The organism is Leptolyngbya iicbica LK (assembly GCF_004212215.1).
GTDB lineage: Bacteria > Cyanobacteriota > Cyanobacteriia > Phormidesmidales > Phormidesmidaceae > Halomicronema > Halomicronema iicbica.
This window is the reverse complement of sequence record NZ_QVFV01000004.1, coordinates 171479-194609: the sequence shown is the minus strand read 5'-3', so window position 1 is coordinate 194609 and position 23131 is coordinate 171479. Positions and strand designations below refer to the sequence as shown.

Here is a 23131-nt window from a genome sequence, read left to right as displayed (position 1 = left end):
TGCTTAAAATAGGATAAATGATTGGCCTAGATTGAGTATCTTGCCGTGGATGAACTGCGTACGGCCTTAGAGCTAGCGACCGAGGATGAGCTACAAGCGTTGACGGAACTGTTGTTTCGTCCCAAGCTGAACCCTTTAGACTACTTGTGCAATCCGGATCCCGTTGATCTGCAGCGGGGCAGTCGTCGCCACTGGCTCGATCAGCTAGAGGCACGGTTCCGCTATCTGGCCGCCGATGGGGTAACAGTGATGCGCGGCGGCAGCCGAGGCGTCTCATATCGGCAAGCGCTGATCCAGATTTGCCAACATTTGCGCCTGCCCTACGCCGACACCCTGCCGACTACCGATTTGGAGGCAGAAGTGTTTTTGCATGTGATGGAAAAAGCCTGGCAGCGGCTACCACAGCGAGATCGCCGGGCATTGCAACAACGGGTGCAGACAGCCATCGTTGATCATGAAAACTTCCATCGGTTGCCGATTCCGCTCCAGCGCAATCCCCTCGGGTTGTTGATGAAAGGGGGCAGCGCGATCGCGATGAGTGCGGTGATTCGGCCCTGGCTCTTACAACAGATTGCCCGCCAGTTTGCCTGGCAAGTCGCCCGTCAACAATTAGCGCAGCAAACCCTCGCTCGCGGCGGGTTGACGATAGCAGGACAGTTGCAGGGACGGGTGGCCGTGGCGATGGCCTCACGGGGCATGGCAGTCAATGCCGCTCGCTACACCGCGACCCGGAGCTTTTTTGCGGTGCTGGGGCCAGCCATGTGGGCCTGGTTCTTTGCCGATTTGGGTTGGCGAGCGATCGCCACCAACCACAGCCGCATCATTCCTGCCGTCTTTACGCTGGCGCAAATTCGCCTAACCCGAGGCGAGTCGTTATGCGAATTGGCGGAGTGCTAAGCGGATGACCCCACCCAACCCCACGCCCAATCACTACACCCTGCTAAACGTGAAGCCGACTGCCTCACCGCAGGAAATTCGCCGCGCCTATCGGGATATGAGCAAGCTGTATCACCCCGACACCACGACGCTGCCGCCCGCGATCGCCACAGAAAAATTCAAATACCTCAACGACGCCTACGCCACCCTCAGTAATCCAGAAAAACGCACCGCCTACGATTACAGCATTGGCATTTCCCGCGTGGCAGTCGTGCAAGTGCCGACCTATCTCAATCGTCCAGCCTCAGAGCGCGGCAAATATCCCAAAGACAACGCCTACTTAGACCCCAACGATCGCCCCCTCTCTCCTGGCGAATTATTCGCTCTGTTTATTTTGGGGCTGACCTTTGTCGGTTGCCTGCTGTTAGTCGTCACCGTGGGCTGGAGCAAAGGCGAACTCGTGTTGTATTCCCCGGACGATTCCACCGCCGAATCTATCACGCTGCCAGCTCCGGAAACGACCTCCCCTCCCGTCTCCATCGAGCAGTCCCCAGCGGTCGATCCATCCTCGACGAGCCCGCGTCCCTTGCCCCCAATGGAATTATCTCCGAAGATAATATAAAAATTGCCTTACAGGTTTTTGTGTGCTTTATGGTGATGCCCAGCGCTGATACGCCTCTCTACAATCATCCTTTGCCAGATATCGAACAGTGGCTGCGCGAGCAGGGATGCCATCAAAACTCTGAAGCCCTCCATGAGTGGCACGTCGAGAAAACCGATTGGCAAGCCAATATCGCCCTGGATGTGGACTCAATTGTGGTGCGGTATCTCAACGCCCCGCCCGTTGGTGAAGACGTGCAGCGCGTTTTTAAATATTCCCTCAGTCGCCAAGATCTCGAAGAAGCAATTTTTTCAGGTCCTTGACGTCCTAGACTCGGCTAGTCCTGATCGTTGCTCTACCCTTTGTCGCTATGACTTTACCCTTTCAAACTGACACGCAAGCGATCGCGCTTGCGCCTGACGGCCCAACCATTCCAGCGCTGGGCGTCGGCACCTGGGCCTGGGGCGACTCCTTCTTTTGGAGCTATGGCAAAGACTATACCGAAGCCGATTTACTAGCCGCGTTTCAGGCTTCCGTCGCGGCTGGTGTGAACTTTTTTGATACCGCCGAAGTTTATGGCTTGGGTGAATCAGAGCGCTTGATTGGTCGCTTTCTCCAACAGGTCGATCAGCCCGTCTCGATTGCGACCAAATATTTTCCCTTGCCCTGGCGGTGGTCTCCTCAAGCTGTCGCCGACACCCTCACCGCCAGCCTTGGTCGCCTACAACTCGACTGTGTGGATCTATATCAGGTGCATTGGCCCCTCGACTTTTTTCTCGGACAAAAAGACTTGATGAATGCCCTGGCCAACGAAGTCAAACAGGGGCGTGTCAAAGCCATTGGCGTTAGCAACTATTCCGCTAAACAAATGCAAGTGGCCCACAGCTACTTGGGTGAACGCGGCATTCCCCTCGCGGTAAATCAAGTGCAATATTCCCTCCTGCACCGCAAGCCCGAAACCAACGGCGTGTTGGAGATGGCACGCCAACTCGACGTCACCATCTTGGCCTACAGTCCGCTGGCCCAGGGCTTGCTGACGGGCAAATACGCCGCCAATGAAGCGTCTAAACCAGAAGGCGCTAGGCAGTTGAATCCTCGCTTTAGTGCCGCTGGCTTGACCAAAATCGAATTAGTCTTGCAAACGCTGCGAGCGATCGCCGAAACCCACGACAAAACGCCCGCCCAAGTCGCCTTGAACTGGTTAATCTGTATCGGCAATATCATCCCCATTCCTGGTGCCAAGAACGCCAGCCAAGCGATCCAAAATGCAGGAGTGCTGGGCTGGTCTATGTCTGCCGCCGAGCACGAGCAGCTGGCCCGCGTCAGCCAAGCCTGGCGCTGAGAAGGGCCAAATCAGGAAGAAGCGACAGCATTGGCCGGTGGCTCAAACTTGTAGCCAACACCGCGCACCGTTTGAATCATGGCGGGCTGGGTGGTATCTAACTCAATTTTTTTGCGGATTTGCCCGATATGGACATCGACCACCCGTTGGTCGCCCACATATTCGTAATCCCACACTTTTTGAATGAGTTCTGCCCGGCGCCAGACGCGGCCCGGATGGCTCGCCAAAAAATGGAGTAGGTCAAATTCCAACGCCGTCAGCGGGACGATCTCTTGCGCTAGGGTCACCTCTCGCCGCACAGGATCAATCTCTAAACTGTCAAAGCTGAGGCACTGCTGTTCGGCAGTTGTGACGGGTCGCTGGCGCTTGAGAATGGCCCCCACGCGGACCTCTAACTCACCCAAGCTAAACGGCTTTGTGAGGTAATCATCGGCCCCCTCCGTAAAGCCCCGAATTTTATCCGCTTCATCACTGCGGCTAGTCAGCATCAGCACAAACACGCCAGTGCGGGCCTGCATTTCTTTGCACAGGTCGTACCCGTTCGCGTCCGGCAGATTGACATCAAGGACGACTAAGTCCGGATTGAGTTGTTCAAAATTTGCTAAGGCACTTTTGCCATCCTCGGCAGATTCAACTTCATAGTTCTGCTTCGACAAAAAGCGATAGACCAGATTACGAACAGCGGGGTCATCATCAACAACAAGAATCTTGGCAGTGGCCATGGTGCAAATGTCTTACCAAAACAACACAAGGGGAGAATTGCCTAACCTTAGATCGAGCTGACTCATAAGTCGGTGATCAAGAGTCTTCAGTAACGTTTCTTCAGAAACACTTTAGTCAGGGAACACCAGCAAGATAAACCGTGAAGATTCCGTCTTGTCCCAGCGTCTCAGCACTTCTTGTAAAGTATTGATAAAGCTGAGTCAGGTTGGATACTCCTTCGGTTGACTCCTTATGAAGAGTACCCATCTCCTTACTAAACTTCTTCATCCGGTCTCACAAGATTCCGTAGAGTGGGCTTAGTATATAGAGAAAGCTGACAACATTGACGGTGATAGAGTTTATTTACTTCAGCTTTGCTGAAGGGCGGCGATGTCGCGTTATTGAACGATATAGATGCACTGGGCTACCCAATAGAGATGTCGATGAGTGACCAAAACTACTACGATACGCTCGGGCTTGATGAAAACTCTTCCTTTGAGGAGATTCAAGAGGCTAAGGAGCGTCTGATTGCCGACTGTGAAGACGATCGCAAGCAAAAAGAAGCCATCGAAGCGGCCTATGACGCCATCTTGATGGAACGGCTACGACTCCGCCAAGAGGGTAAAATCAAAGTGCCCGATCGCATTCGATTTGCCGAGGCGACGCCCGAAAAGCCGGTGGCCCAATCTGCTACCCCCAGTGTTGAACGTCCCGCCTGGTTAGACAACTTTCTGGATACGCCCGATCGCAACGACATCCTAGTCCCTGCAGGGATTTTCGGGATTCTCGCTGTCGTGAGTCTGGCTGGCCCTTCTCTCGCGCTGGCCCTCGGCGTCGGAGTCTCTATCTATTTCATCAACCGTAAAGAATATCGCTTCTGGCGAGCGCTGCTCTTGACTGTGGTGGGGTTAGTCGTTGGCCTGACAATTGGTATTTTGATTGGTCAGGCGTTAGGTCCACAGGCAGCGGCCATGTCTGGAGCCAGCGCTGACCTCGTGACTCAGCAAGTTGCGGCAATCGTTAGCATGATTGTCTTATGGATGGTAACCAGCTTCTTGCGATAAGCCACCTTCAGCGATTTTCCACTCTGTGTTGTCTTCAGTAATGCCGCTAGACAATCGCCTAGCGGCATTTTGCGTTTGTAGTTGTTGCAATTAATTTGAATATCCACAGCGATTGGCTAAACAAATCACCCAAACGGCTTCAAATAGGCCCATAGCTCTACGGTGCAAACCCCTGTGTTACACATCAACAAATTCCACAGCGCAAACATTAAGGACACACAAATCACAGCTCGCCCTCCTCAATGTGACCACAGCCTCTGGATGCTCATTCAGCCGCTTCTATACCCGCTTTTTCAGCAATGATTTGTATAAAGTGGTTGCATTTATAGGATGTGGTGTTAAAGTATCGGCAAATTGGTCTGTTATGGGCTAGTTCTATGGGGATTCGATAACTACGGCTTTTTGGCAATGGCCAAGTGAGTGTCGAACCGCCCAGTGCTACAGGCATAGGATAATCAGGTGCGCAACTCGCAAGTAAAGTGCTTCTAAACGTTGTTGGGAATAAGGGTTAGTGGTGTGACGCAAGTGATGAACTCAAATTCTGCATATGCTGCACAGCAGGCGGAGATGACCCGTCTGCGCGAAGAGTTGCAAATGCGTGACGAGCTGGTACAGCAGCTTTCGCGTGAATTATTTCGCCTGGTGAAAGGCAATGCCGGTGTAGTACCTGCGACGACCGAAGCTTCAGAGCAGCAACAAGCTGAGGTCAAAGCCCTGCGCGAGCAATTGCAAAGTGTCGAAAAGCAGGTTACCTACTATCAGGGTCAGCTCGAAGAACGCAGCACGGAAACCGTTCAACTGCGCCAGACCGTGCAAGAACTGACCGATCGCACCCGGATGCTAGAGCAGGTCGTGCAAGAACTGCCCAAGGTTTACAAACAAAAATTTGACGAGCGCATGGTGACCGTGCGCGACAAGATCAAGCAATTGCAGGGTGAAAATCGTCGCTTACAGGCGGAATTGCAGAGCGTGAGCTATCGCTTGGCAGTGCGGACTCGGCGATCGCAACAACTCGATTTGCCCAGCTTTACCGAGGGGGTCAGTCTCCCCGGTTTCACCAGCTAATCCTGCCACAACGTTAAATTACGCCATCAACGCCATTCAGTTTGCACCAGCGCTGAATGGCGTTTTTGTTGGCGACCGGTCGCTGGATAAAGCAAGATGTTCACTTGTGAATTTGACCTTGGATAGCTGCCCTGTGCCACATTCAGGGAGTTTTTTTTAGCCTTAGAATCACTCAGGCTTAGCGGGCACCTCGCCCAGATAGGCGAGCGCAGCATATACCAATGTGGCGACTTCGGCCCGTGTGGCAATCTCTTGGGGGCGCAGCCGATTTTCTGTGCCGGGTTGAGGACGAATGATGCCTGCATGGATGGCCGCCTCAACTTGGGGACGCGCCCAGTCGGGCACCGTTTCCCAGTCTTGATATTGTTGCAATTGCTGCTGTGACTCCTCCGTCACGGGTAGCGACAGCCCCGTGGCGAGGGTCACCAATACCTGGAGGCGCGACACTAAATCATCGGGCCGGAACTCGTCCCCCGGATAGCCCTTCATGAAACCCATTTGCACAGCCTCGGCAATCGGCTCAGCCGCCCAGTAATCGGGGGCGAGATCGCCAAAGGCTTTAGCTGGGGTGTTAGCGGGAATGTCGAACGCATTCGCGACTTGCGTCGCCAACTCCGCTCGGCTCAGCTGTCGATTGGGAGCAAAGGTGCCATCCGGCAGACCGTTGAGCACTTCGCGAGCGGTAAGGGCATCGATATAGGGCTTTGCCCAGTAGCCTTCGGGGACATCAGCAAAGGCGAGGGGCGATCGCGTGGGCGCTAGCCGTTTCTCATTGCTGCTATTGGGCACCGTAGGCGCGGGCACAACTAACGGCTGCGGGGTCGCGTCGCCCAAAAATGCTGGGTCAGCCGCCGATGGCGCCAGGTCAGCCTCACCGACCAGACCCAGGTTATGGCTAACGGGCCACCCGGTGGTGACCAACCACCCCGCTGCCCCCACAAACGGACCTAAAACCACCAAAAAGGGTAACCAACTCGGGCGGCGCTGACGGCGGCGAGCCATGAGAGAGGATGAAGATAACCGAGAAGAGGGACGCACGTCTAAATCCTGGACCTAAAGCAGCAAGTGAATGGGGAATTGGGCGAGAGAATTGAGGAATTAATCGACCGATTTTTAGGTATTTATGCGGAAAAATGTTGGCATTTGACTGACAAAAGGGGAGGTAATCGGTTAAAAGAGTCTAATGTTCCCTGTTTCAAGATGTAAACTGCTAGTTGTGTCGGAAGCCCTATGAGCAAAGTTTCCTTAGTTGGTGCAGCGGCACTGTTAAGCTTGGTCGGCATTGGTGCCATTATGACGCACCATTCCAGCGCCACTGCTCCTGCCGTCCCGGCCTCAAGCAGACCGACCTTGACCCCTGTCGATCAGGCGGATCAATCAACCGTGTCCAACGCTTTGCAGCCGCTCGGCTCAGCCGCCAAGTCATTGCTGTACTTGCCTTTAATGAAACGAGCGATCGCCGCCAGCAATCCTGAAATTTTAGTCGAAGAATCGGTTTTCCAAGACGCGGAAGTTCGCTTGACTGGCATTGGCCCTATCCAAATTGGCATGACCTTGGAAGAAGCCACCGATGCGCTGGGTCTGCCGCTCGTGCCGATTGGCAGCAATGTGGGCGGCGACTGCGCCTACTACCAGCCTGATTCGGTCTCCCAAGCGCTGGGATTTATGGTGGTGGATAACCGCGTGATTCGCATTGATGTATGGCCAGGCAGTTCCCTAGCCACCGTGAGTGGAGCCAAGATCGGCTCGACTTTAAAAGACATTGACGAACTGTATCCGGGCCAAATCGAGGCCACACCCAACCCTTATACCCAAGGCGAGTTTCTGACCCTGACACCCCAAGATCCCGAACTGGCCCTCTTCCGGCTAGTCTTCGAAACCGATGCTGACGGCAAGGTCGTGCAATATCGGGCGGGGCAATTTCCTGCCGTCACCTGGCCCGATGGGTGTGTTTAGACGCTAGATTGTGGGGGATGCGTCCCCAAGTTTGTGATGTCTAACCGTCTTGCCCATGCCCAGAGTCTATATCTGCGCAAACATGCCGATAATCCGGTAGATTGGTGGCCTTGGTGCGAGGAAGCGTTAGCCACCGCTCGCCGTGAAGGGAAGCCCATCTTTCTATCGATCGGCTATTCCAGCTGTCACTGGTGCACGGTGATGGAAGGCGAAGCCTTTTCGAATGCCACGATCGCCGCTTACCTCAACGAGCACTTTTTACCCATCAAAGTCGATCGCGAAGAACGCCCCGACATCGACAGCATCTACATGCAAGCGCTGCAAATGATGGTGGGTCAGGGGGGCTGGCCGCTGAACATTTTTCTGTCACCAGACGACCTGGTGCCGTTCTACGGGGGCACCTATTTTCCGCCCGAACAAAAATATGGGCGACCAGGCTTTCTGCAAGTGCTGCACGCCCTTCGACAATATTTCGATACCGAGACCGAAAAGCTGACCGCGGTCAAAGCCGAGATTCTCAAAAATCTGCAGCAGTCGGCGACCCTGCCCGCGAGTGAAGATTTAAGTCAAGAGCTATTTGAGCGGGGAGTCGGTTTGTGTGCCCAGGTCTTAGCCCCGACGGATAACGGCACGCGCTTTCCGATGATGCCCTACGCGCTGGCGGCGCTGCGAGGGGGACGCTTTAATATTTTGGGCGAGACCCAGCCTGACTCGTTGGAAGTGTGCCAGCAACGAGGCTTAGATTTGACGTTGGGCGGCATTTTTGACCATGTGGGTGGGGGGTTTCATCGCTACACCGTGGACCCGACATGGACCGTGCCCCATTTTGAAAAAATGCTGTACGACAACGGCCAGATTGTGGAATATCTGGCGGAACTGTGGAGTCTAGGACTGCACGAACCCGCCTTTGAGCGGGCGATCGCCCTTACCAAAACCTGGCTGCAGCGAGAAATGACCAGTCCGGCAGGATATTTTTACGCCGCCCAAGATGCCGACAGCTTTGTCACCCCCGACGATGCCGAGCCGGAAGAAGGCGCGTTTTACGTGTGGTCTTACGCCGAGCTGCAGCAAACCCTGTCAGAGGACGAACTCAACGCCCTGGGCGAAGATTTTACGATGAGCGTGGCCGGCAACTTTGAAGGGAAGAATGTACTGCAACGGCGACAACCGGGACCGCTGTTGGATACTACTGAGACGGCGTTAGCGACCCTTTTCCACAGCCGCTATGGGGCCGCTAGCAACAGCCTCAACACCTTTCCTCCGGCGCGCGATAATCAGGCCGCCAAAACCCAGCCTTGGGCGGGGCGCATTCCGGCGGTTACTGACACCAAAATGATTGTCGCCTGGAATAGTCTCATGATTTCGGGGTTGGCGCGAGTAGCGGCGGTGTGGGGCGATCTCCCTGCTTATGACATGGCCACCCAGGCAGCGAGCTTCATTTTGCAACAGCAGTGGGTTGCCGGTCGCCTGCACCGCCTCAATTATGAGGGGCAACCCTCCGTGCTGGCGCAATCTGAAGATTATGCCCTGTTGATCAAAGCGCTGCTGGATCTCCATCAAGCGGCGTATCACTGGCCCGATGCCGCCCCTCAGGTGGACTGGTTGCAAAAAGCGATCGCCGTTCAAACTGAATTTGACAATTGGCTGTGGAGTGATGAGCTGGCGGGCTATTACAACACCGCGTCGGATGCCAGCGACTCACTGCTCGTGCGCGAACGCACCTATCAAGACAGCGCTGTGCCCGCTGCCAACGGCATTGCGATCGCCAATTTGGTGAAACTGTCGCTGTTAACGGGCGACCTCACTTATCTGGATCGGACTGAAAAGGGTCTGCAAGCCTTTGGCGCGGTGATGGCGCAAATTCCCCGCGCTTGCCCCTCTCTCTTCACGGCCTTGGACTGGTTCCGACACGCCACCTTAGTCAGAACTTCGGCAGATAAGATTGCCGCTCTCGTGGCTCAATACACGCCGACTGCGGTCTTTCTCGCGGATGCTGACTTGCCGACCAGTGCCGTTGGCATGGTGTGCGAAGGGCTGTATTGCAAAGCCCCCGCCACTGATTGGGAAATGCTGCGATCGCAACTCGAAACCAGCCAACAACGCCCCAGTTGAGCGGGAGCCAACGTCAGTCAGTCTCGTTGGTTTGACTGGATGGGTCAGGTCAGGTCGAGACAGATTGTGCTCGTCTAACGGTGCGGGTGAGTCTACCACGCATTCGGTTACAGCAAGCAAGTAGGAGTTCAGACATGCTGGATCAATCAAGCCTTCGTCGATTGCTGTCACGTTGCCTGCGGCCACCTCGCCCGATCATCGACACCCGCCGTTGGCGTTGGGGCCGCTTGTTGGCCGTACCAGCGATGGGGTTGATCAGCCTCGGTGGGAGTTGTCGCGCAACCGCACAAAACGACCTCCCGCCGCGATCGCTCAATCCCACCATGCAACCCAGAACCATTGTCACCACAGACGGTGAAGTGGATGACCGCAGCTCGTTTGTCCGCTTTCTGCTTTACACCACGGACTTTGACGTCGAGGGCATCATCGCTACGAACTCCGTGTGGCAGCAGGACGGCCACGGCACAGGCTGGATCACCGACTTGATTGAAAAATACGCCCAAATTCGCCCCAATCTGTTGCAGCACGATCCGCGTTATCCAGCGGCGGCTGATCTGCAAGCCCTCGTTATGCTGGGTAACGAAGATCGGCAGAGACTGCACGAGGTCGGGCCTGAAAATGACACACCAGGCTCGCAGCACATCATTGATGTGCTTTTGGATGACGATCCTCGCCCGGTTTGGCTCCAAGCCTGGGGCGGCACCAACACCATTGCCCAAGCACTCTGGCGACTGCGGGAATCTTACAGTGTGGATGAAGTTGAGCGGGCGATCGCCAAAGCCCGCATCTACGCCATTTCCGACCAGGACGAGACTATCTGGTGGATTCGCGATGAATTTCCTGAGGTGCCCCTGGTGCTGAACTATCAGTTCACCGCCATTAACTACGACCATCAGGGGCATCCCTACTCTGACGATCCGATGTTTAGCCCTGAGTGGATGCGAACCAACGTGAAGGAAGGGCACGGCCCCTTGGGAGCGGCGTATCCCCAAGCGTACTTTAGCGAGGGCGATTCCCCCGCCTTTTTCCATCTCATCGATACGGGGCTGCGCAGCTCAGAAAACCTGGCCTATGGCGGCTGGGGCGGACGGTTTGTGCCATCAGACCCGGAGCATCCCAACTTTTGGCGCGACGCCCAGGATGATGGCGACGCCTTAAAACCGCTCTGGCGCTGGCTACCGCAAATCCAAAATGATTTTGCGGCACGGATGGACTGGGCCATAGGTGACTATGCCGCGGTGAACCACCCGCCAGCGCCCGTGATTGCCGGAGAGCTCGATCGCACCGTGCGCAGTGGCGACGCGATCAATTTGGATGCCGCTGAAACCAGCGACCCCGATGGTGACAATCTGACCTATCAGTGGTGGATCTATGCAGAAGCGGGCAGTTATCCCGACCCCATCGCCCTGCAAAATGCCGATCGCCCACAAGCCAGCTTTACCGCCCCTGAGGTGCAAGAACCCGAAACGGTACACGTCATTCTGGAAGTGACCGATCAGGGAGAGCCCGCATTGACTCGATATCAGCGAGCGATCGTGACCATTCAGCCTTGAGGCAAATTGATCATGGATTAAAGCCTTCGCAGGGGATGTTATCCAGCACTTGTGACCGCTAACACTCCCAAGCCCCTGAATTAGCCATCAAATTTGCTGTATAACTGCGGGGGCAAATAGCAGATATGACTTTGAATGCATAGTTAGCTGGCTCTGCATAAAGATCTTGCATTTGTCCTTGAAGGCAATCGACCATTTTGAATTCCTCAACACAGATTGTCTGTGGCAATAATTGATAAATAATTGATTCTCAGGAATCAAATGCTCCACGGCCAATGACTGGTGGAGAAAAGAAGGTGCATGAATGTCGCGATCGCTCTCGAACTCGCCATCAGACTCTGAGCAAAGCCAGCCTCATGACGAGCTTGATTCTCCGCCACGATATTCTGACCAACTTCCACTACCCGCTACATTGGCGAGTGATGAAACAGAGTGGAGCAGTGTCAGCTTGGAGTGTTATGACCTCCCTCAGCCGGGAGAAACCCCAAAGCTTTGTTTTGATCACTATGCGATCGCGGTTACCCTGGGACAGGGTTTCCAGTTCGATTGGCAAATCGACGGCATTGCCAATGGTCAGACACAACGGCAGATGCTCTTTCATGGCGGCATGTCTCTTGTGCCGATGCAACACAATCATTGGGGCGCATGGGATCGGCCGCACGAAGGATTTGCTATCAGTTTGAAGCCAGAGTTACTGACTCGCGATGCCGCAGAATTGCTAGCCATTGATCAGGTTGAGTTACTGCCCCAAGAACCCCTCTACGATCCCCTCATTCTGCAGATTGGGCTAGCGCTCAAAGCCGATCTAGAGTCTCATCGCCCTGGCGGAAAGCTGTATGCGGAGACCATGGCAACTGCTCTAGCGGTTCACCTACTGAGAAACTATTCTGCGCATAGCCATAAACCTATTCACCATTCGGGTGGCTTGTCTCCCAAGCAACTGAAATGGGTAACTGACTATATCAATGACCATCTAGACCAGGAATTGAGTTTAGACAAACTAGCAGCGATCGCTCAACTCAGCGTCTATCACTTTTGCCGATCCTTCAAGCGATCGACGGGCTTGACTCCTCATCAATACGTGATTCAACAGCGGGTAGAGCGGGCAAAGCGGTTGCTAAAAGACGGCAAGATGGGAATTTCAGAGGTAGCTGTTGCCTGCGGCTTCACCCATCAGAGCCATCTCAATCGACACTTCAAGCGATTGACGGGCGTGACTCCAAAAAAATTTTCTAAGTCATAGCAATTTTGTGCAAAAGCAGCAATCCGGTGCAAGATTTCGCCAATGTCCTTAATTTACTCTAACGGTCAGCTTAAGTTCTGTAAGCAAAAAATACGCTGTACAAGGCTTGATTTACTCGATGGTAAGTAAAAAGGACTAAAACGATGGCTATCATTCAAGATGAGGCAACTCAGCAGCTAGGCGCACTCCCATTTGGGAACCTTATCGGTGGTCCTTTAGTTGCCGCGATCGAAGCTCAAGCAAAAGCAGCAAGGTCATCTGTCGAATTCATTAAGTCTGTTGCGTTTAAGCTTGATGAAGATGGCAACCCAACTGCCGATGTGCAGATGATCAACTTCAGCTACATGCAGAAGAGTGTAGATGCGACCTCAAAAGAGGTCACTTTCAAGAAAGCTACTTTAGAAGTTCCACTGCTAACGATCGTCCCTATCCCCTATATCCGCATTGATGATATGACGATTCAGTTCAAAGCAAACATCAGTGCTGAAAGTTCTTCTAAAGATACGTCGCAGAATCAATCAGAAACTGACGTAAAAGGGAACGTCACGGGTAAATATGGTTGGGGACCAGCAAGCGTCGAAGCTAGCTTCTCGGCTGGTTACTCAGCCAAGAAAGATAGTACCTCAGCCCGAGACTCAAGATATTCGGTCGAATATACGATGGATATTTATATTCATGCTGTGAACGATAGTTTACCTAAAGGCATGGAGTCTGTCCTTCAGCTTTTGAGTCAGAGTATCAATAGTCAGGCTGATAAATAAACGAGATGTTGATTGGTCAATATAATCGTATTTTCCACAACATACAGAAGCTGAGCAGCAACAATGGTTCTGTCTGCATTCGCTTTGGTTTTCGAATAAAACTAGGTTCATCCAGGGTTAGAAACTAGAATGAAGTTAAAAAAGGTTGTTGCTTCCATTCTGACTGATTTGACCCGGGCACAAGCTGCATCAGATGCTTATTCACGTGAAATCAAGGCTGCTTACAAAGAGGATTCATTGTTACGGTTGCTTCCTGTTCCTAAGGCAGAAATCAAAGAGATAAAGCTCGATCTCAAATTTGCTTTTCTTAAAGCTGACAGAGTTGTTTTGTATGAACAACCAAACTACCAGGGAAGGAGTCAAGAGCTTTTGGAAGGTAACTACACTCCTGAGATTTTAAAAGTTCGTACTAATGAGAATGAGATGTCCCTCAAAGTATCTGATGGGATGAAAGTTACTATTTCTGGTGAATCCTTTGTAGATTCTGCAGACGATGGCATTAAGACATCTGCGATAATTTTCACAGAGGATACACCTAAAATCGTATTCTCTGTAGACATCTTCAAGTCAATTAAAGTTGAGCACATTTCAACTAATGAGCTAACAGATGATCTTGAAACTCTTGACGTAGAAATTCTGACAGATGAACTGAAGCAGTTACCTGAATCTGTGCTCTCATCAATTTCGATTACATTGAATCTAGACAGTATTTAAGAATAGAAATTTGCCTTGAATACCCCTGAGGAGATTGAGTATGGCAGACGTTACCGATATTACATCAATCCCACTTTATCAAATTCTTGGAGCACCTTTGTCAGCGATGGTTGACGCGGAAATTCAGGCTGCCCAAACAACAGTTGAATTTATTGAGCGAATTGGATTTGTTCAAGATTCATCAGGATCAACTGACGGTGATCGCCACTATGGTGATCTAAAGACGGTGACATTCAACTACAGCAAAATAAGTGTAGGTGGTGAGATCCTAAATTTCAAGGTTGAAATTCCTGTCATATCCCTCGTCCCTATTCCTACGATGCAGATCAGTGATGCAAAAATTGATTTCGCCGTAGAAATTAATGATGCAGTTAAACTAGACTCAAAAGTCACGCTTAGTGTTGCCAAAGAAAAAGGGCAGAACAATGCTATTGAGTCAGAGTTGGTGATGTTTAAAGCAGGGCTGGCAAGCCGCGATTCAAAGACCGCAATGCATGTCACGATTAATCTTAAGCAGTCAGATACTCCTGTTGGGATGCAGGCTCTATTCCGAATCATGGATCAGGGTATTAGCAGTATTTCTCCAGCAAAGGAAGATGACAAAAATAAATCTTCTGAATAACCGTATCAAAATACTCCTTAGTCAATATACTGTAAGCCAATCTGAGAGGTTATTATGACCAATCAAGCCACTAACCAGCAAGGTGTTCCCTGTCCAGAATGTGATTTTTCAATTCCGACGACGCTACCGATACTCTTGTCTGGTGAACCAATTGTTTGCCCAATGTGCGGATTAGCTTTGCACGTTGATACAGAAAAATCGGCTGATAGTCTCAAATTAATTCGCAACCTGCATGAGGCTACTCAGCAGGTTGAAGAGACCAAAAAGCAGTGGTTATGAGTATGAATTTCGGGAATAAATTCCTTTGGCTTTAGTCGATAAATGCATACTAGGAGTCTAAAGATAGATAATGGTTTCAAGAAAGCCTAAAAGAGACTATAAACACGGAGTTGTTGCAAGAGGAGAACCTTTCATTTCTTCAGGTGGGGTTGTAACGGGTAGTCAATCTGTCATATTTAATCAAGCTAAAGCTAGAGCGAATGAACTCTATGGAAAATCTTCTCAGATTCAAAGTGAAAGACTGAGAGGATTGCCTACACATGTTGAACAGTTGCAAAATTCTATAGGAACTAGATGTGATGGCAATCTCACTACTGCTCATGAAACAGAAGTTCAATATATGTTAATAAATTCTACCAAGAAAGCTGCTTTTTCTTTTCCAATGAAAATACCACCTATTGTTATTGTTTTTCCAAGAAAAAATCAGATTTTGATCATGGCAAATTCGGATCGATTACGCTTGGACTTCCATGAATTCGATCCAAGTCTACTAAATGATCAAGTTCTTTCCTGGCGACTTACTGGCAGGTTGATAGGAAATGGTTATTTAGAATTCGATGAGTATCGTGAAATGAGAAATATGCCTCTTGCAGATCCATCATTGGCAGATTCAAGGTTTGGTCCAGTCTCAATATTCTTTGAAAGATACTTACATCTTGGCGATTAAATGCTTAAGGGTACTATCTTAAATGTTATGCCTAAAATCTATCTTATTTCAGAACAATTCGCTGTTCCTATCAAAAGTAGCGAAAGATATGCGCACTGTTGGCAGCTGATGGAAAAAGAGCTGTACCTCCTTAAAGTAGCTACTGAACAAATTATGCGAAGAGATATCCCTGCCCACGCGCCTCCTGAGTGTACTGAGGCTTACACTATTAAGGGAGGTCCAAGAAACACTGACTTATTTCATGAGTTTCTTAAGGATTGGATGAGTAACGAGTTAGTTCTATATCGTGGGTTTCCTGGATTTCATCGCTGCTGGCCTCATTTACTTAAAGGGATCTTGCGTTCACAGGGAGAAACGGATTATCCAACGTGGACTATGGATGTGGTAGATACTTGTTGGTTACCCACAGCGGACATTGATACGGCTCAGGGAGCCTCTTTACAGCTTAAAGATCGATACATCCCTGCTCTATCACTATATGAACCAATTCCTATTGGCTTTACTGTAAAAATAGCAGCAGGCTCAAAAAAGAACTTGCCTCTGTGTTGGACTAACCCTGGGGAAATACTGGTTAAAGGGCCATTATGGACTGGACAGTATCATTTTCAATCAATTACCTGGTATGTAAATAACTTTCCCCACTTTCATACGTGGCCAATCGGCATTACAAATCTTACCCTTCCGCAACAACGTCCTTTTGAACCTGCAACTCACGCTATAACTCGCCAATGGTGGGCAAATTGTTATGAATGGATGAGACTTGTTTGTTCAGCGTCCCCCTATAACATTGCTCCTCTTATGCCACAAACGTGGCGCTGATTGTAGCGTGAACATCTCTTAACTACGTTGGCGTATAGTACTCAACAAATCAATGAAATAGACAAACTCAATGATTGAACAAAAGCTTATTGTTGGGAGTTTCATAGATTTCCCATGTCCAGCAGTTGCACGACCAGCAGCCCCCCTGGAAACTTTGTAACTCTCCCGTCTCTGAGAATGACAATTCGGCAGTCAACTGGTTTTCTTAGGAGGACAAGCAGCATCGTTGGGGGAACAGTTCCAAAATACCACCGGAATTTTCGGTGGCTTCATTACTTCCCTGATCTGATAACCCAGATTCCCTTTTGCAGGGTAGATGTGTTAACTGGAGAAATGAGCGGATGTGGGATTGTCCTTTATAAAAGGGACGGCATTGAGTATGTGGGGCATATTGGTGCGGATAACGGCTCACCAGATAATACAAATACAGCTAGAAATGCTTGGGGCGTTGCATAATTGGGGGATGCAAAAACATCTGAGGGTGCCGATGCAATGTCCTGAGTGCGGTTCTGAGCACGTCCGCAAGAATGGCCATCGACGTGGCAAATAGAATCACCTTTGCGTTGAGTGTCGACGGCAGTTTGTCGCCAATCCCCAAACAGAAACTGGCTACCGTGATGAAGTCCGCCGTCAATGCTTGAAACTGTATACGAATGGCCTTGGCTTCCGGGCGATTGAACGGGTCAGTGGTGTTCATCACACGAGGGTAATTAACTGGGTCAAACAGAGCGGTGCATGGCTACCCGATGCTTATGACCCAGAACAGGTGCCAGCAGTGGCAGAACTGGATGAACTTCAGACCTTCGTTGGGGCAAAAAAAACAAAGTCTGGATTTGGACGGTCGTCGACCACTTCCGCCCCGGTCTCCTCGGATGGGTAGTCGGTGACCGGCGTGGACAGACCTTTGAAGCATTGTGGTCGATGGTCCGCTTATGGCACTGCTTCTTTTACGTCACCGATGGCTGGCCGGTCTATCCTCGCTACATTCCCGATGGAGAGCAAATTATCAGTAAGACCTATATGACGCGAGTGGAGGACGAAAACACTCGATTGCGGCATTATCTAGCCCGTTTGCATCGCAAGACTCTGTGCTACTCAAAATCGCTAACGATGTTGAAGCATTCGCTGCGGCTTTTGATTCACTCCCTCAAGTTTTGGGAACTCCCTGTCCCCCCTCGAAAAGCTCGCCTCTGAAAAAGCCATCCCTTAAATCAGCAATGCCGTATTTAGATGTTTTTAGAAAATGCAAAAGCTATCTGACTGGTCTGATGATGAGATTTTGGCAGCGCTAGGCAGATCTCCACAGGATGATCTACTGGCTTCCTGGTGTCGCACCTATCGCCCTGATCTTTGGCACCAATTTTTGAGCGGTGGGGCTGGCAAAGGTAACCAGCAGTCTCAGCCAGAAACGGGACCGTAAGCTGAGCGCTCAGCGCCGAACCAGGCTGAGGGCAAACCGCCCCTACCCAGTTTTCTGTCGAGTAACCCATCAGAGAGTGTAGGCAAAGTTGTCGACGAGCATTCCTGGGACGAGGGTGCCGCCCAGATCACGGAAGCCGTAGCTGCCCACTTCGGGGATGAACTGAGTCGCTTGGGTCAAGTCGATCAAGTTGGCTCCCCAGAAGTTGTAGAGGCTTTCGTCAAACCGCAGGTTTTCAATCGGCGCAACGATCTGGCCGTTTTCCACCCAAAAGCAGGCGTAGCGGGTCATGCCGGTGATGCGCCCGTTGGGGCGATCGCTCCAGTTCAGGTAGTGCAGGTTCGATACGTACAGGCCCGTGTCTAGCGCGGCAAGGATGTCGGCTTCCGCCAGGGTACCGGAGGCGAGGGTGGGCGATCGCAGATATTCCCCCCCTTCCGCAAAGGTGGAAGGAATGCCGTATTCCTTAGCGGTGCGGGCGCTGACCAGGGTGTTTTTCAACTGTCCCCCGTCGATCAGGGGCATGGTCAGGGGCGCGAGTTCTCCGTACTGGTTAAAGCGGGGCACCTGTCCCTGGGAGAAGTCTTCTGATAAGTGAATCTTGTCCGACAGGGTTTTGTCGCCCCGCTGCAACGGCCCGAGGGCACTGCCGCCCCGGCGAATGGATGCTTCCCCGATGCCGCCCCAGGAGAGCATACTCATCAGATCGGCGACAGCGGCAGGAGCAAAGTAGGTGCGGTACTGGCCGCGCTCTAACTTTTTAGGCGTCTGGGACATCTGCTCCAGCAGGGTTTTGGCAACGGCGAGGTTGTCGGTATAAGCGGCATCGTCCCAGGTGCGGCCCGCGTAGGTGCCTTTCACCGCCTGCCCCGATTCGGTGAATAGAGAATAGTCGAGGGTGAAGGTTTCAGTAGCGAACCAGTGGCGCTGACCAGCAGAGTCGGCATAGGCGCGCACACAGCGCCCCCCAGCATAGAGACCGACGGCATCGAGTCCGGACATATTGGGAAGGATCGTGGGGGCGATCGCGCTCATCCCCAACAATTCGCCGTCATAAACTTCCCGGCTGTGATCGTCGCCGTCGGGCAGCACGATGTAGGGATCTTCGGGCAGTTGGGGCAGCTCGTCCCGCAGGGTGTGCAGGGCGGTCATTAGCAAGGGCCAGTCCGATGCTTTGTCGCCCGTGAAGGTGATGGACTCGGTGGCCGATCGCCCGTCTGCCATCAGCGTCACCGACATGGAACCGTTCTCAATGCTGCCGGTCTGGCGCACCTTGGCGTGGTTAAAGCGGGTGAATTCGCTCTCCTCCGCCACGAGCCCCACCGTCACCGCTTCGCCCTCGGCCAGTTGCGGCATCAGGGCATCCATCAGTTGATTAAACGTGTTTTCCCAAATCTGCATCAGCCCGCCCCTCCAAAAACTTCAATCTGGTCGAAGGCGCACACGGGCGCACCGTGCCCCACCCGAATAATCTGGTTGGGCTCGCCTTTGCCGCAATAGGGCGTGCCGAATACCTGCCAGGTGCTGCGATCGCCCACCTGGGACAGACTCCGCCAGAACTGCGGCGTGGTGGCGCGATAGTTGGGGTTGCGCACGGTTTCCGCCAGTTCCCCATTGCGGATGCGCTTGGCATACTCACAGCCAAACTGGAACTTAAACCGCTGGTCGTCGATGGACCAGGAGCGGTTGGCTTCCATGTATACCCCGTCTTCGAGGGAACCGATAATTTGGGCGAAGGGGCGATCGCCGGGTTCCACGTTGATATTCGCCATGCGGTCAATCGGCGGACGATCCCAGTTGGTGGCGCGGGCACAGGCTACACCGGGTACCCCCAGCCGCGCCTGACTTTCGTGGCTACCCAGACCCCGCTGCAACACGCCATCGCGAATCAGATATTGCCGCTCGGCTACGGCTCCGGTGTCGTCAAAGGCGTAGCTGGCAAACTCCTGCTCCACCGTGGGGTCAAAGGTGACGTTGAGCTGCTCGGAACCGTACTGCAACTGGCCGAAATCTTCCGGCTTCACGAAGCTGCCCCCCGCGTAATTACGCTCGTCGCCCAGAATGCGATCGAGCTCCAGGGGATGGCCGATGCTCTCGTGGATTTGCAGCATCATCTGGTCGGGAGCCAGCACCAGAGTCGTGGTCATATCGGGACATTCTGGTGCCGTCAGCAGTTCCACCGCCTGCTCGCCAATGCGCTGCACCGACGCCCACAGCTCATCCCCCATATCTAAAAATTCCCACCCTGCCTGGTAGGCATGGCCGCGACCGTTGTTGGTGCGGGTCTGCACAACGGGGCCATCCTGCGCCGTGGCGCTAAAGCTGGGGGTAAAGAAGGAGAACTTTTGGTGGACTTGAGTACCGCTGCTGCTCACCAGCCAGGTATCGATTTCTTTAGCGCTGAGGCTGGCGCTGGCCTGCACAATCTGGTCGGAAACTTTCAACCCCTGGCAAATGCGCGACAGCAGTTCGTGGGCATGGCTCGTGGTCAGCGTCTTCAAGGGCTTTTCGGCAAAGGTCTGGTAGACGCCCAGCACCTTGGGACGAATTTCCGGCGAAAAGGCATGGATGCGCCAGGGCGCGGCGGCTTGGGCCTGTTGATAGGCGAGTTCGGCGGCATGTCGCAGACCGGCCACGGTGAGGCGATTGGTGGCGGCGTAGCCCATCTGCCCATTCACCAGCACTTCCACCATGGCACCCTGTTGCAGCGATCGCCGGTTGCCCTCCGGTTTCCCATCCCGCTGCGATCGCGACACGCTCTCTTCCCGCGTGGCGCGAATGCCTACCCAGTCGGCAGGCAGGTCCAGGGAGGTGATTGCCTCCGTCAGCAAATCTATCGGGTCGGCAGTGGTGGGTAATGGCGTAACCGTCACAGTGGCATCCAGAATTTCGGGTCGCCCTCTATTTTAATGAGTTCAAGGGCTGGGAAGACAGGACACTGTCCAGCGATATCTTAATAATGGCGTCCGCAAGAGCGCATGGAATAAGACCCTGTTCTGGAAAATCACCAACGGCTACCCATCAATCACATTCTTTGCCTATCCGCAGATAGATGCCATTTACAGTCATTAGGAGGCTAGGCAATTGGTTAGAGCAAAGTAATCATCCATTCAAGCTTCTCCTGTCTCAACTCAAGACCATTACAGGTCTGCAAAAATTCGGGCAAACTCTGTCCTAACTTAAGCTGTTTTAATACCGTTTTGATGGGTTGACCATGTTGTTGTCGAAAGGTAATCGCCAGCAACCCGATCGATACTGCACTACCTGATTGCTTCTGAATGAGCGCTTTGGCGATACCAACACAGACTCGCCTAAGCGTTGAAATGGTAAATTTTTGAGATTGAGAATTGTCAGTGTCTGTGTTTTCAGATGAGAATTGAGCGCAGTTGCTGACGTACCATTGAGAGGCATTGTGCCCTGCCGTTACTTTGAATCGGGTGGATTTTTGAAAAAAGGCTTTCGGGGTTTTACCTAATTGGTGATGTTTAACAAATGTACTAATGGGAAAACCGAGATCTCTGGAAAAGTCTGAAGATAGTTGCGATATGAGAATTTTAGGTGCCTCGGCATTGGCTAAATAGGTTTGGCAATACTGGATGCCTTGTTCAACTGAGGGCATTGGAGTCGCAGCAAGCAACGTGAGGGTTGTGCTTTCTTTTGTTTTACAGTTGATTAGTTTGAGAGTTTGTTGATGCCTTTGCAAAAGACTGACATCTAATCCTTGAAAGCGAAGAGTATGGCGAAGATTTTCTAGATCATTATCGTTGGAACCAACGATCGCTGCTTTGATGTTGGGGAAATGTACTAGAATCGACGACCCAATAATGGTCATTTTGTCATCGGCGTGATTCTTACCTTTCGGCACATGCAGTAATTGATATCCTCGACGATGAAGTTGAGCGTCACGGTCACCCAAAGTTTTCCAGTTGCCAAATGCAAACTTTAAAGTCATGGGATAGTTGCAATGAGTTTCTAACCAGGCTTCTGCCTCTTGATTAAGATCGATATTTTCAGCATCTAATAGCAAAATGGCGATCGCATTTTCATTTTTAGCAGCTGACTGTGTAGCCAGTTCCAGTTCTGGTTGCCAAATCAAAGATTGTTCACGCAGCGGCACAATCGAGGATGACAACTCAGTCGCAACTAGATGACGAACCTGTTGATAAAATTGCGTTTCATTGACGACAGGTTCCAGCAGTTTGGCTAACAGTTCCAGCACCTGATCGCTCGCCACGTTGGCATTAGCCGCGCCTTGCAGCAACTCCACAAATTTTTGCACCAGTTTGGCTCGATTTGCTGCTAGTGATCGCAGGCGATATCGAGCTTGAACCCAGTCAGGATGCGCAGCCTGAATTTGGATTAAAGCATCGCTGAGTTTTGCAGCGATCGCCTCATAGCGGTCGTGATTAGCAGCAGGGTCATTCACGGTATCAATATCAAAGAGTGGATGCCTTTTAGACACAGCGGCTGCCCACAGAGTTACGGGAAGCTATTAGTAGGGTTTGCCGCATCTTGAGGCTAGAATGCCCAGCTAACGTGATGCTTTATATTGTTATCCCACCAATCAATGTCCTCCGAGCCTGGCAGACAACCGCTGTGATGTCCGCAATGTTGAGTGCAGACTAGGTCGCAAAAGGTCACCGAACCGCTGCTATTGCAAGCACTTAATACGGCACCTGACGCAGATTGTTGCCGGGTGGATTGTAGCGGCAGACCAGCTTACTCATGCCATCGGCCCCGGTTGCCAAACCACAGCCCAGCGCAGTCGTATCGCGCCAAACGATTTGGGTGTAATGACCGATCACGCCTGTCGCGCGAGACATGGCCTCCGCCAGGGGCACGCCCGGGACGTAATTAAGGTTGCGTTCATCAATCCAACTGGTGACGCCAATTTCAATCGGGTTGGCATACCCAAAACTGGCGGCCAGATTTTCGCCCTGCTGCCCGCGAATGGTGGCATCGTGCTCAAAGCGATCGCTGCTAGCCAGATAATCTGCCCACACTTGTGCATCCCGCGCCAAATCCGCCGACCACGCCAGCGGTTCCACACCGACGGCTGCCCGAGCCGCATTATGCAGCGTGAGAATCTCTGCCCGCTGGTCGGCGGTTAAGTCGCTGCCGATCGCCGCCTCCACCACGGGAGCCGCAACGGGGGGAGCCGCAACGCTGGGCAGATCTGTCAGGCGAGGGCTCGCGGCGATCGCAGCGGGAGACATCCCCAAAATGGCGATCGCGATCGCCATTCCCGGTTGCCACAATCGAAATTTACTATTGATCGTCATCCGCAACTCCTGATGAGGATTGATGAAGGGCCGACAACCGCTGCCAACAACGA

At 52.2% G+C, this 23131-nt stretch carries 22 protein-coding genes and 1 pseudogene; 17 read left to right on the top strand and 6 right to left on the bottom strand.

Annotated elements, in window-relative coordinates:
* The first annotated feature begins 45 nt into the window (after positions 1 to 45).
* Genes DYY88_RS16640 through DYY88_RS16625 form a run of 4 tightly spaced genes read left to right on the top strand, consistent with a single transcriptional unit; the run spans position 46 to position 2819 of the window.
* Positions 46 to 897: a YaaW family protein gene (locus DYY88_RS16640; protein WP_039726430.1), complete on the top strand. Its 852-nt coding sequence runs from the start codon at positions 46 to 48 to the stop codon at positions 895 to 897.
* 4 nt (positions 898 to 901) lie between these two features.
* A complete protein-coding gene (locus DYY88_RS16635) occupies positions 902 to 1498 on the top strand; it encodes a J domain-containing protein (RefSeq protein WP_063776173.1) in 597 nt (198 codons plus the stop codon).
* 29 nt (positions 1499 to 1527) lie between these two features.
* Positions 1528 to 1800 (top strand): DUF3143 domain-containing protein, encoded by a 273-nt coding sequence (locus DYY88_RS16630; RefSeq protein ID WP_039726429.1) that lies wholly within the window; start codon positions 1528 to 1530, stop codon positions 1798 to 1800.
* 47 nt (positions 1801 to 1847) lie between these two features.
* Positions 1848 to 2819 (top strand): aldo/keto reductase, encoded by a 972-nt coding sequence (locus DYY88_RS16625; RefSeq protein WP_044151157.1) that lies wholly within the window; start codon positions 1848 to 1850, stop codon positions 2817 to 2819.
* Positions 2820 to 2830: 11 nt separating this feature from the next.
* Here the strand turns inward: DYY88_RS16625 and DYY88_RS16620 are convergent, their stop codons facing one another.
* Complete coding sequence (locus tag DYY88_RS16620) at positions 2831 to 3541, bottom strand: response regulator transcription factor (protein ID WP_039726428.1); 711 nt, start codon at positions 3539 to 3541, stop codon at positions 2831 to 2833.
* Positions 3542 to 3964: 423 nt separating this feature from the next.
* Between DYY88_RS16620 and DYY88_RS16615 the strand changes: the two genes are divergently transcribed.
* Positions 3965 to 4585 carry a CPP1-like family protein gene (locus DYY88_RS16615; RefSeq protein ID WP_039729744.1) on the top strand — a complete coding sequence of 207 codons (621 nt, stop codon included), beginning with the start codon at positions 3965 to 3967 and terminating at the stop codon, positions 4583 to 4585.
* Positions 4586 to 5152: 567 nt separating this feature from the next.
* Positions 5153 to 5650: an Npun_F5560 family protein gene (locus tag DYY88_RS16610; RefSeq protein ID WP_236146341.1), complete on the top strand. Its 498-nt coding sequence runs from the start codon at positions 5153 to 5155 to the stop codon at positions 5648 to 5650.
* A 168-nt stretch (positions 5651 to 5818) separates the two neighbouring features.
* Here DYY88_RS16610 and DYY88_RS16605 read toward each other — a convergent pair whose 3' ends face one another.
* Entirely contained in the window at positions 5819 to 6688 is an 870-nt protein-coding gene (locus DYY88_RS16605; protein ID WP_160299534.1) for an S-layer homology domain-containing protein, read from the bottom strand.
* A gap of 192 nt (positions 6689 to 6880) precedes the next feature.
* Here DYY88_RS16605 and DYY88_RS16600 point away from each other — a divergent pair, with 192 nt between their 5' ends.
* From DYY88_RS16600 to DYY88_RS16550, 11 genes and pseudogenes are all read left to right on the top strand, one after another.
* On the top strand, positions 6881 to 7606 hold the full coding sequence (locus tag DYY88_RS16600; protein WP_052288354.1) for a hypothetical protein: 726 nt from the start codon (positions 6881 to 6883) through the stop codon (positions 7604 to 7606).
* 36 nt (positions 7607 to 7642) lie between these two features.
* The gene (locus DYY88_RS16595; RefSeq protein WP_039726426.1) at positions 7643 to 9718 is read left to right on the top strand and encodes a thioredoxin domain-containing protein; all 2076 of its coding nucleotides are present in this window, start codon (positions 7643 to 7645) and stop codon (positions 9716 to 9718) included.
* Positions 9719 to 9852: 134 nt separating this feature from the next.
* Positions 9853 to 11271 carry a DUF1593 domain-containing protein gene (locus DYY88_RS16590; protein ID WP_052288353.1) on the top strand — a complete coding sequence of 473 codons (1419 nt, stop codon included), beginning with the start codon at positions 9853 to 9855 and terminating at the stop codon, positions 11269 to 11271.
* A gap of 448 nt (positions 11272 to 11719) precedes the next feature.
* Positions 11720 to 12514 carry a helix-turn-helix domain-containing protein gene (locus DYY88_RS16585; RefSeq protein ID WP_052288352.1) on the top strand — a complete coding sequence of 265 codons (795 nt, stop codon included), beginning with the start codon at positions 11720 to 11722 and terminating at the stop codon, positions 12512 to 12514.
* Positions 12515 to 12657: 143 nt separating this feature from the next.
* The gene (locus DYY88_RS16580) at positions 12658 to 13275 is read left to right on the top strand and encodes a DUF2589 domain-containing protein (protein WP_039726425.1); all 618 of its coding nucleotides are present in this window, start codon (positions 12658 to 12660) and stop codon (positions 13273 to 13275) included.
* A gap of 129 nt (positions 13276 to 13404) precedes the next feature.
* A complete protein-coding gene (locus tag DYY88_RS16575) occupies positions 13405 to 13989 on the top strand; it encodes a beta/gamma crystallin family protein (RefSeq protein ID WP_039726424.1) in 585 nt (194 codons plus the stop codon).
* Between the two features lie 40 nt (positions 13990 to 14029).
* Positions 14030 to 14611, top strand: a complete 582-nt coding sequence (locus DYY88_RS16570) for a DUF2589 domain-containing protein (RefSeq protein WP_039726423.1) — start codon at positions 14030 to 14032, stop codon at positions 14609 to 14611.
* A 54-nt stretch (positions 14612 to 14665) separates the two neighbouring features.
* Entirely contained in the window at positions 14666 to 14890 is a 225-nt protein-coding gene (locus tag DYY88_RS16565) for a hypothetical protein (protein WP_130199489.1), read from the top strand.
* A 70-nt stretch (positions 14891 to 14960) separates the two neighbouring features.
* Positions 14961 to 15557 carry a hypothetical protein gene (locus tag DYY88_RS16560; RefSeq protein WP_130199488.1) on the top strand — a complete coding sequence of 199 codons (597 nt, stop codon included), beginning with the start codon at positions 14961 to 14963 and terminating at the stop codon, positions 15555 to 15557.
* A 27-nt stretch (positions 15558 to 15584) separates the two neighbouring features.
* Positions 15585 to 16376 carry a hypothetical protein gene (locus DYY88_RS16555; RefSeq protein ID WP_130199487.1) on the top strand — a complete coding sequence of 264 codons (792 nt, stop codon included), beginning with the start codon at positions 15585 to 15587 and terminating at the stop codon, positions 16374 to 16376.
* Positions 16377 to 16863: 487 nt separating this feature from the next.
* Positions 16864 to 17570, top strand: a pseudogene (locus DYY88_RS16550) (IS1 family transposase).
* Positions 17571 to 17865: 295 nt separating this feature from the next.
* Here DYY88_RS16550 and DYY88_RS16545 read toward each other — a convergent pair.
* The 4 genes from DYY88_RS16545 to DYY88_RS16530 all read right to left on the bottom strand — a co-directional run bounded on the left by DYY88_RS16545 (position 17866) and on the right by DYY88_RS16530 (position 23078).
* Positions 17866 to 19197: a TldD/PmbA family protein gene (locus tag DYY88_RS16545; protein ID WP_039726422.1), complete on the bottom strand. Its 1332-nt coding sequence runs from the start codon at positions 19195 to 19197 to the stop codon at positions 17866 to 17868.
* Positions 19197 to 20669 carry a TldD/PmbA family protein gene (locus tag DYY88_RS16540; protein ID WP_242517628.1) on the bottom strand — a complete coding sequence of 491 codons (1473 nt, stop codon included), beginning with the start codon at positions 20667 to 20669 and terminating at the stop codon, positions 19197 to 19199. The genes DYY88_RS16545 and DYY88_RS16540 overlap by 1 nt, the downstream gene beginning before the upstream one ends.
* 215 nt (positions 20670 to 20884) lie before the next feature.
* Entirely contained in the window at positions 20885 to 22222 is a 1338-nt protein-coding gene (locus DYY88_RS16535) for an NYN domain-containing protein (protein ID WP_039726420.1), read from the bottom strand.
* Positions 22223 to 22460: 238 nt separating this feature from the next.
* Complete coding sequence (locus tag DYY88_RS16530; protein ID WP_052288351.1) at positions 22461 to 23078, bottom strand: CAP domain-containing protein; 618 nt, start codon at positions 23076 to 23078, stop codon at positions 22461 to 22463.
* Between the last annotated feature and the right edge of the window lie 53 nt (positions 23079 to 23131).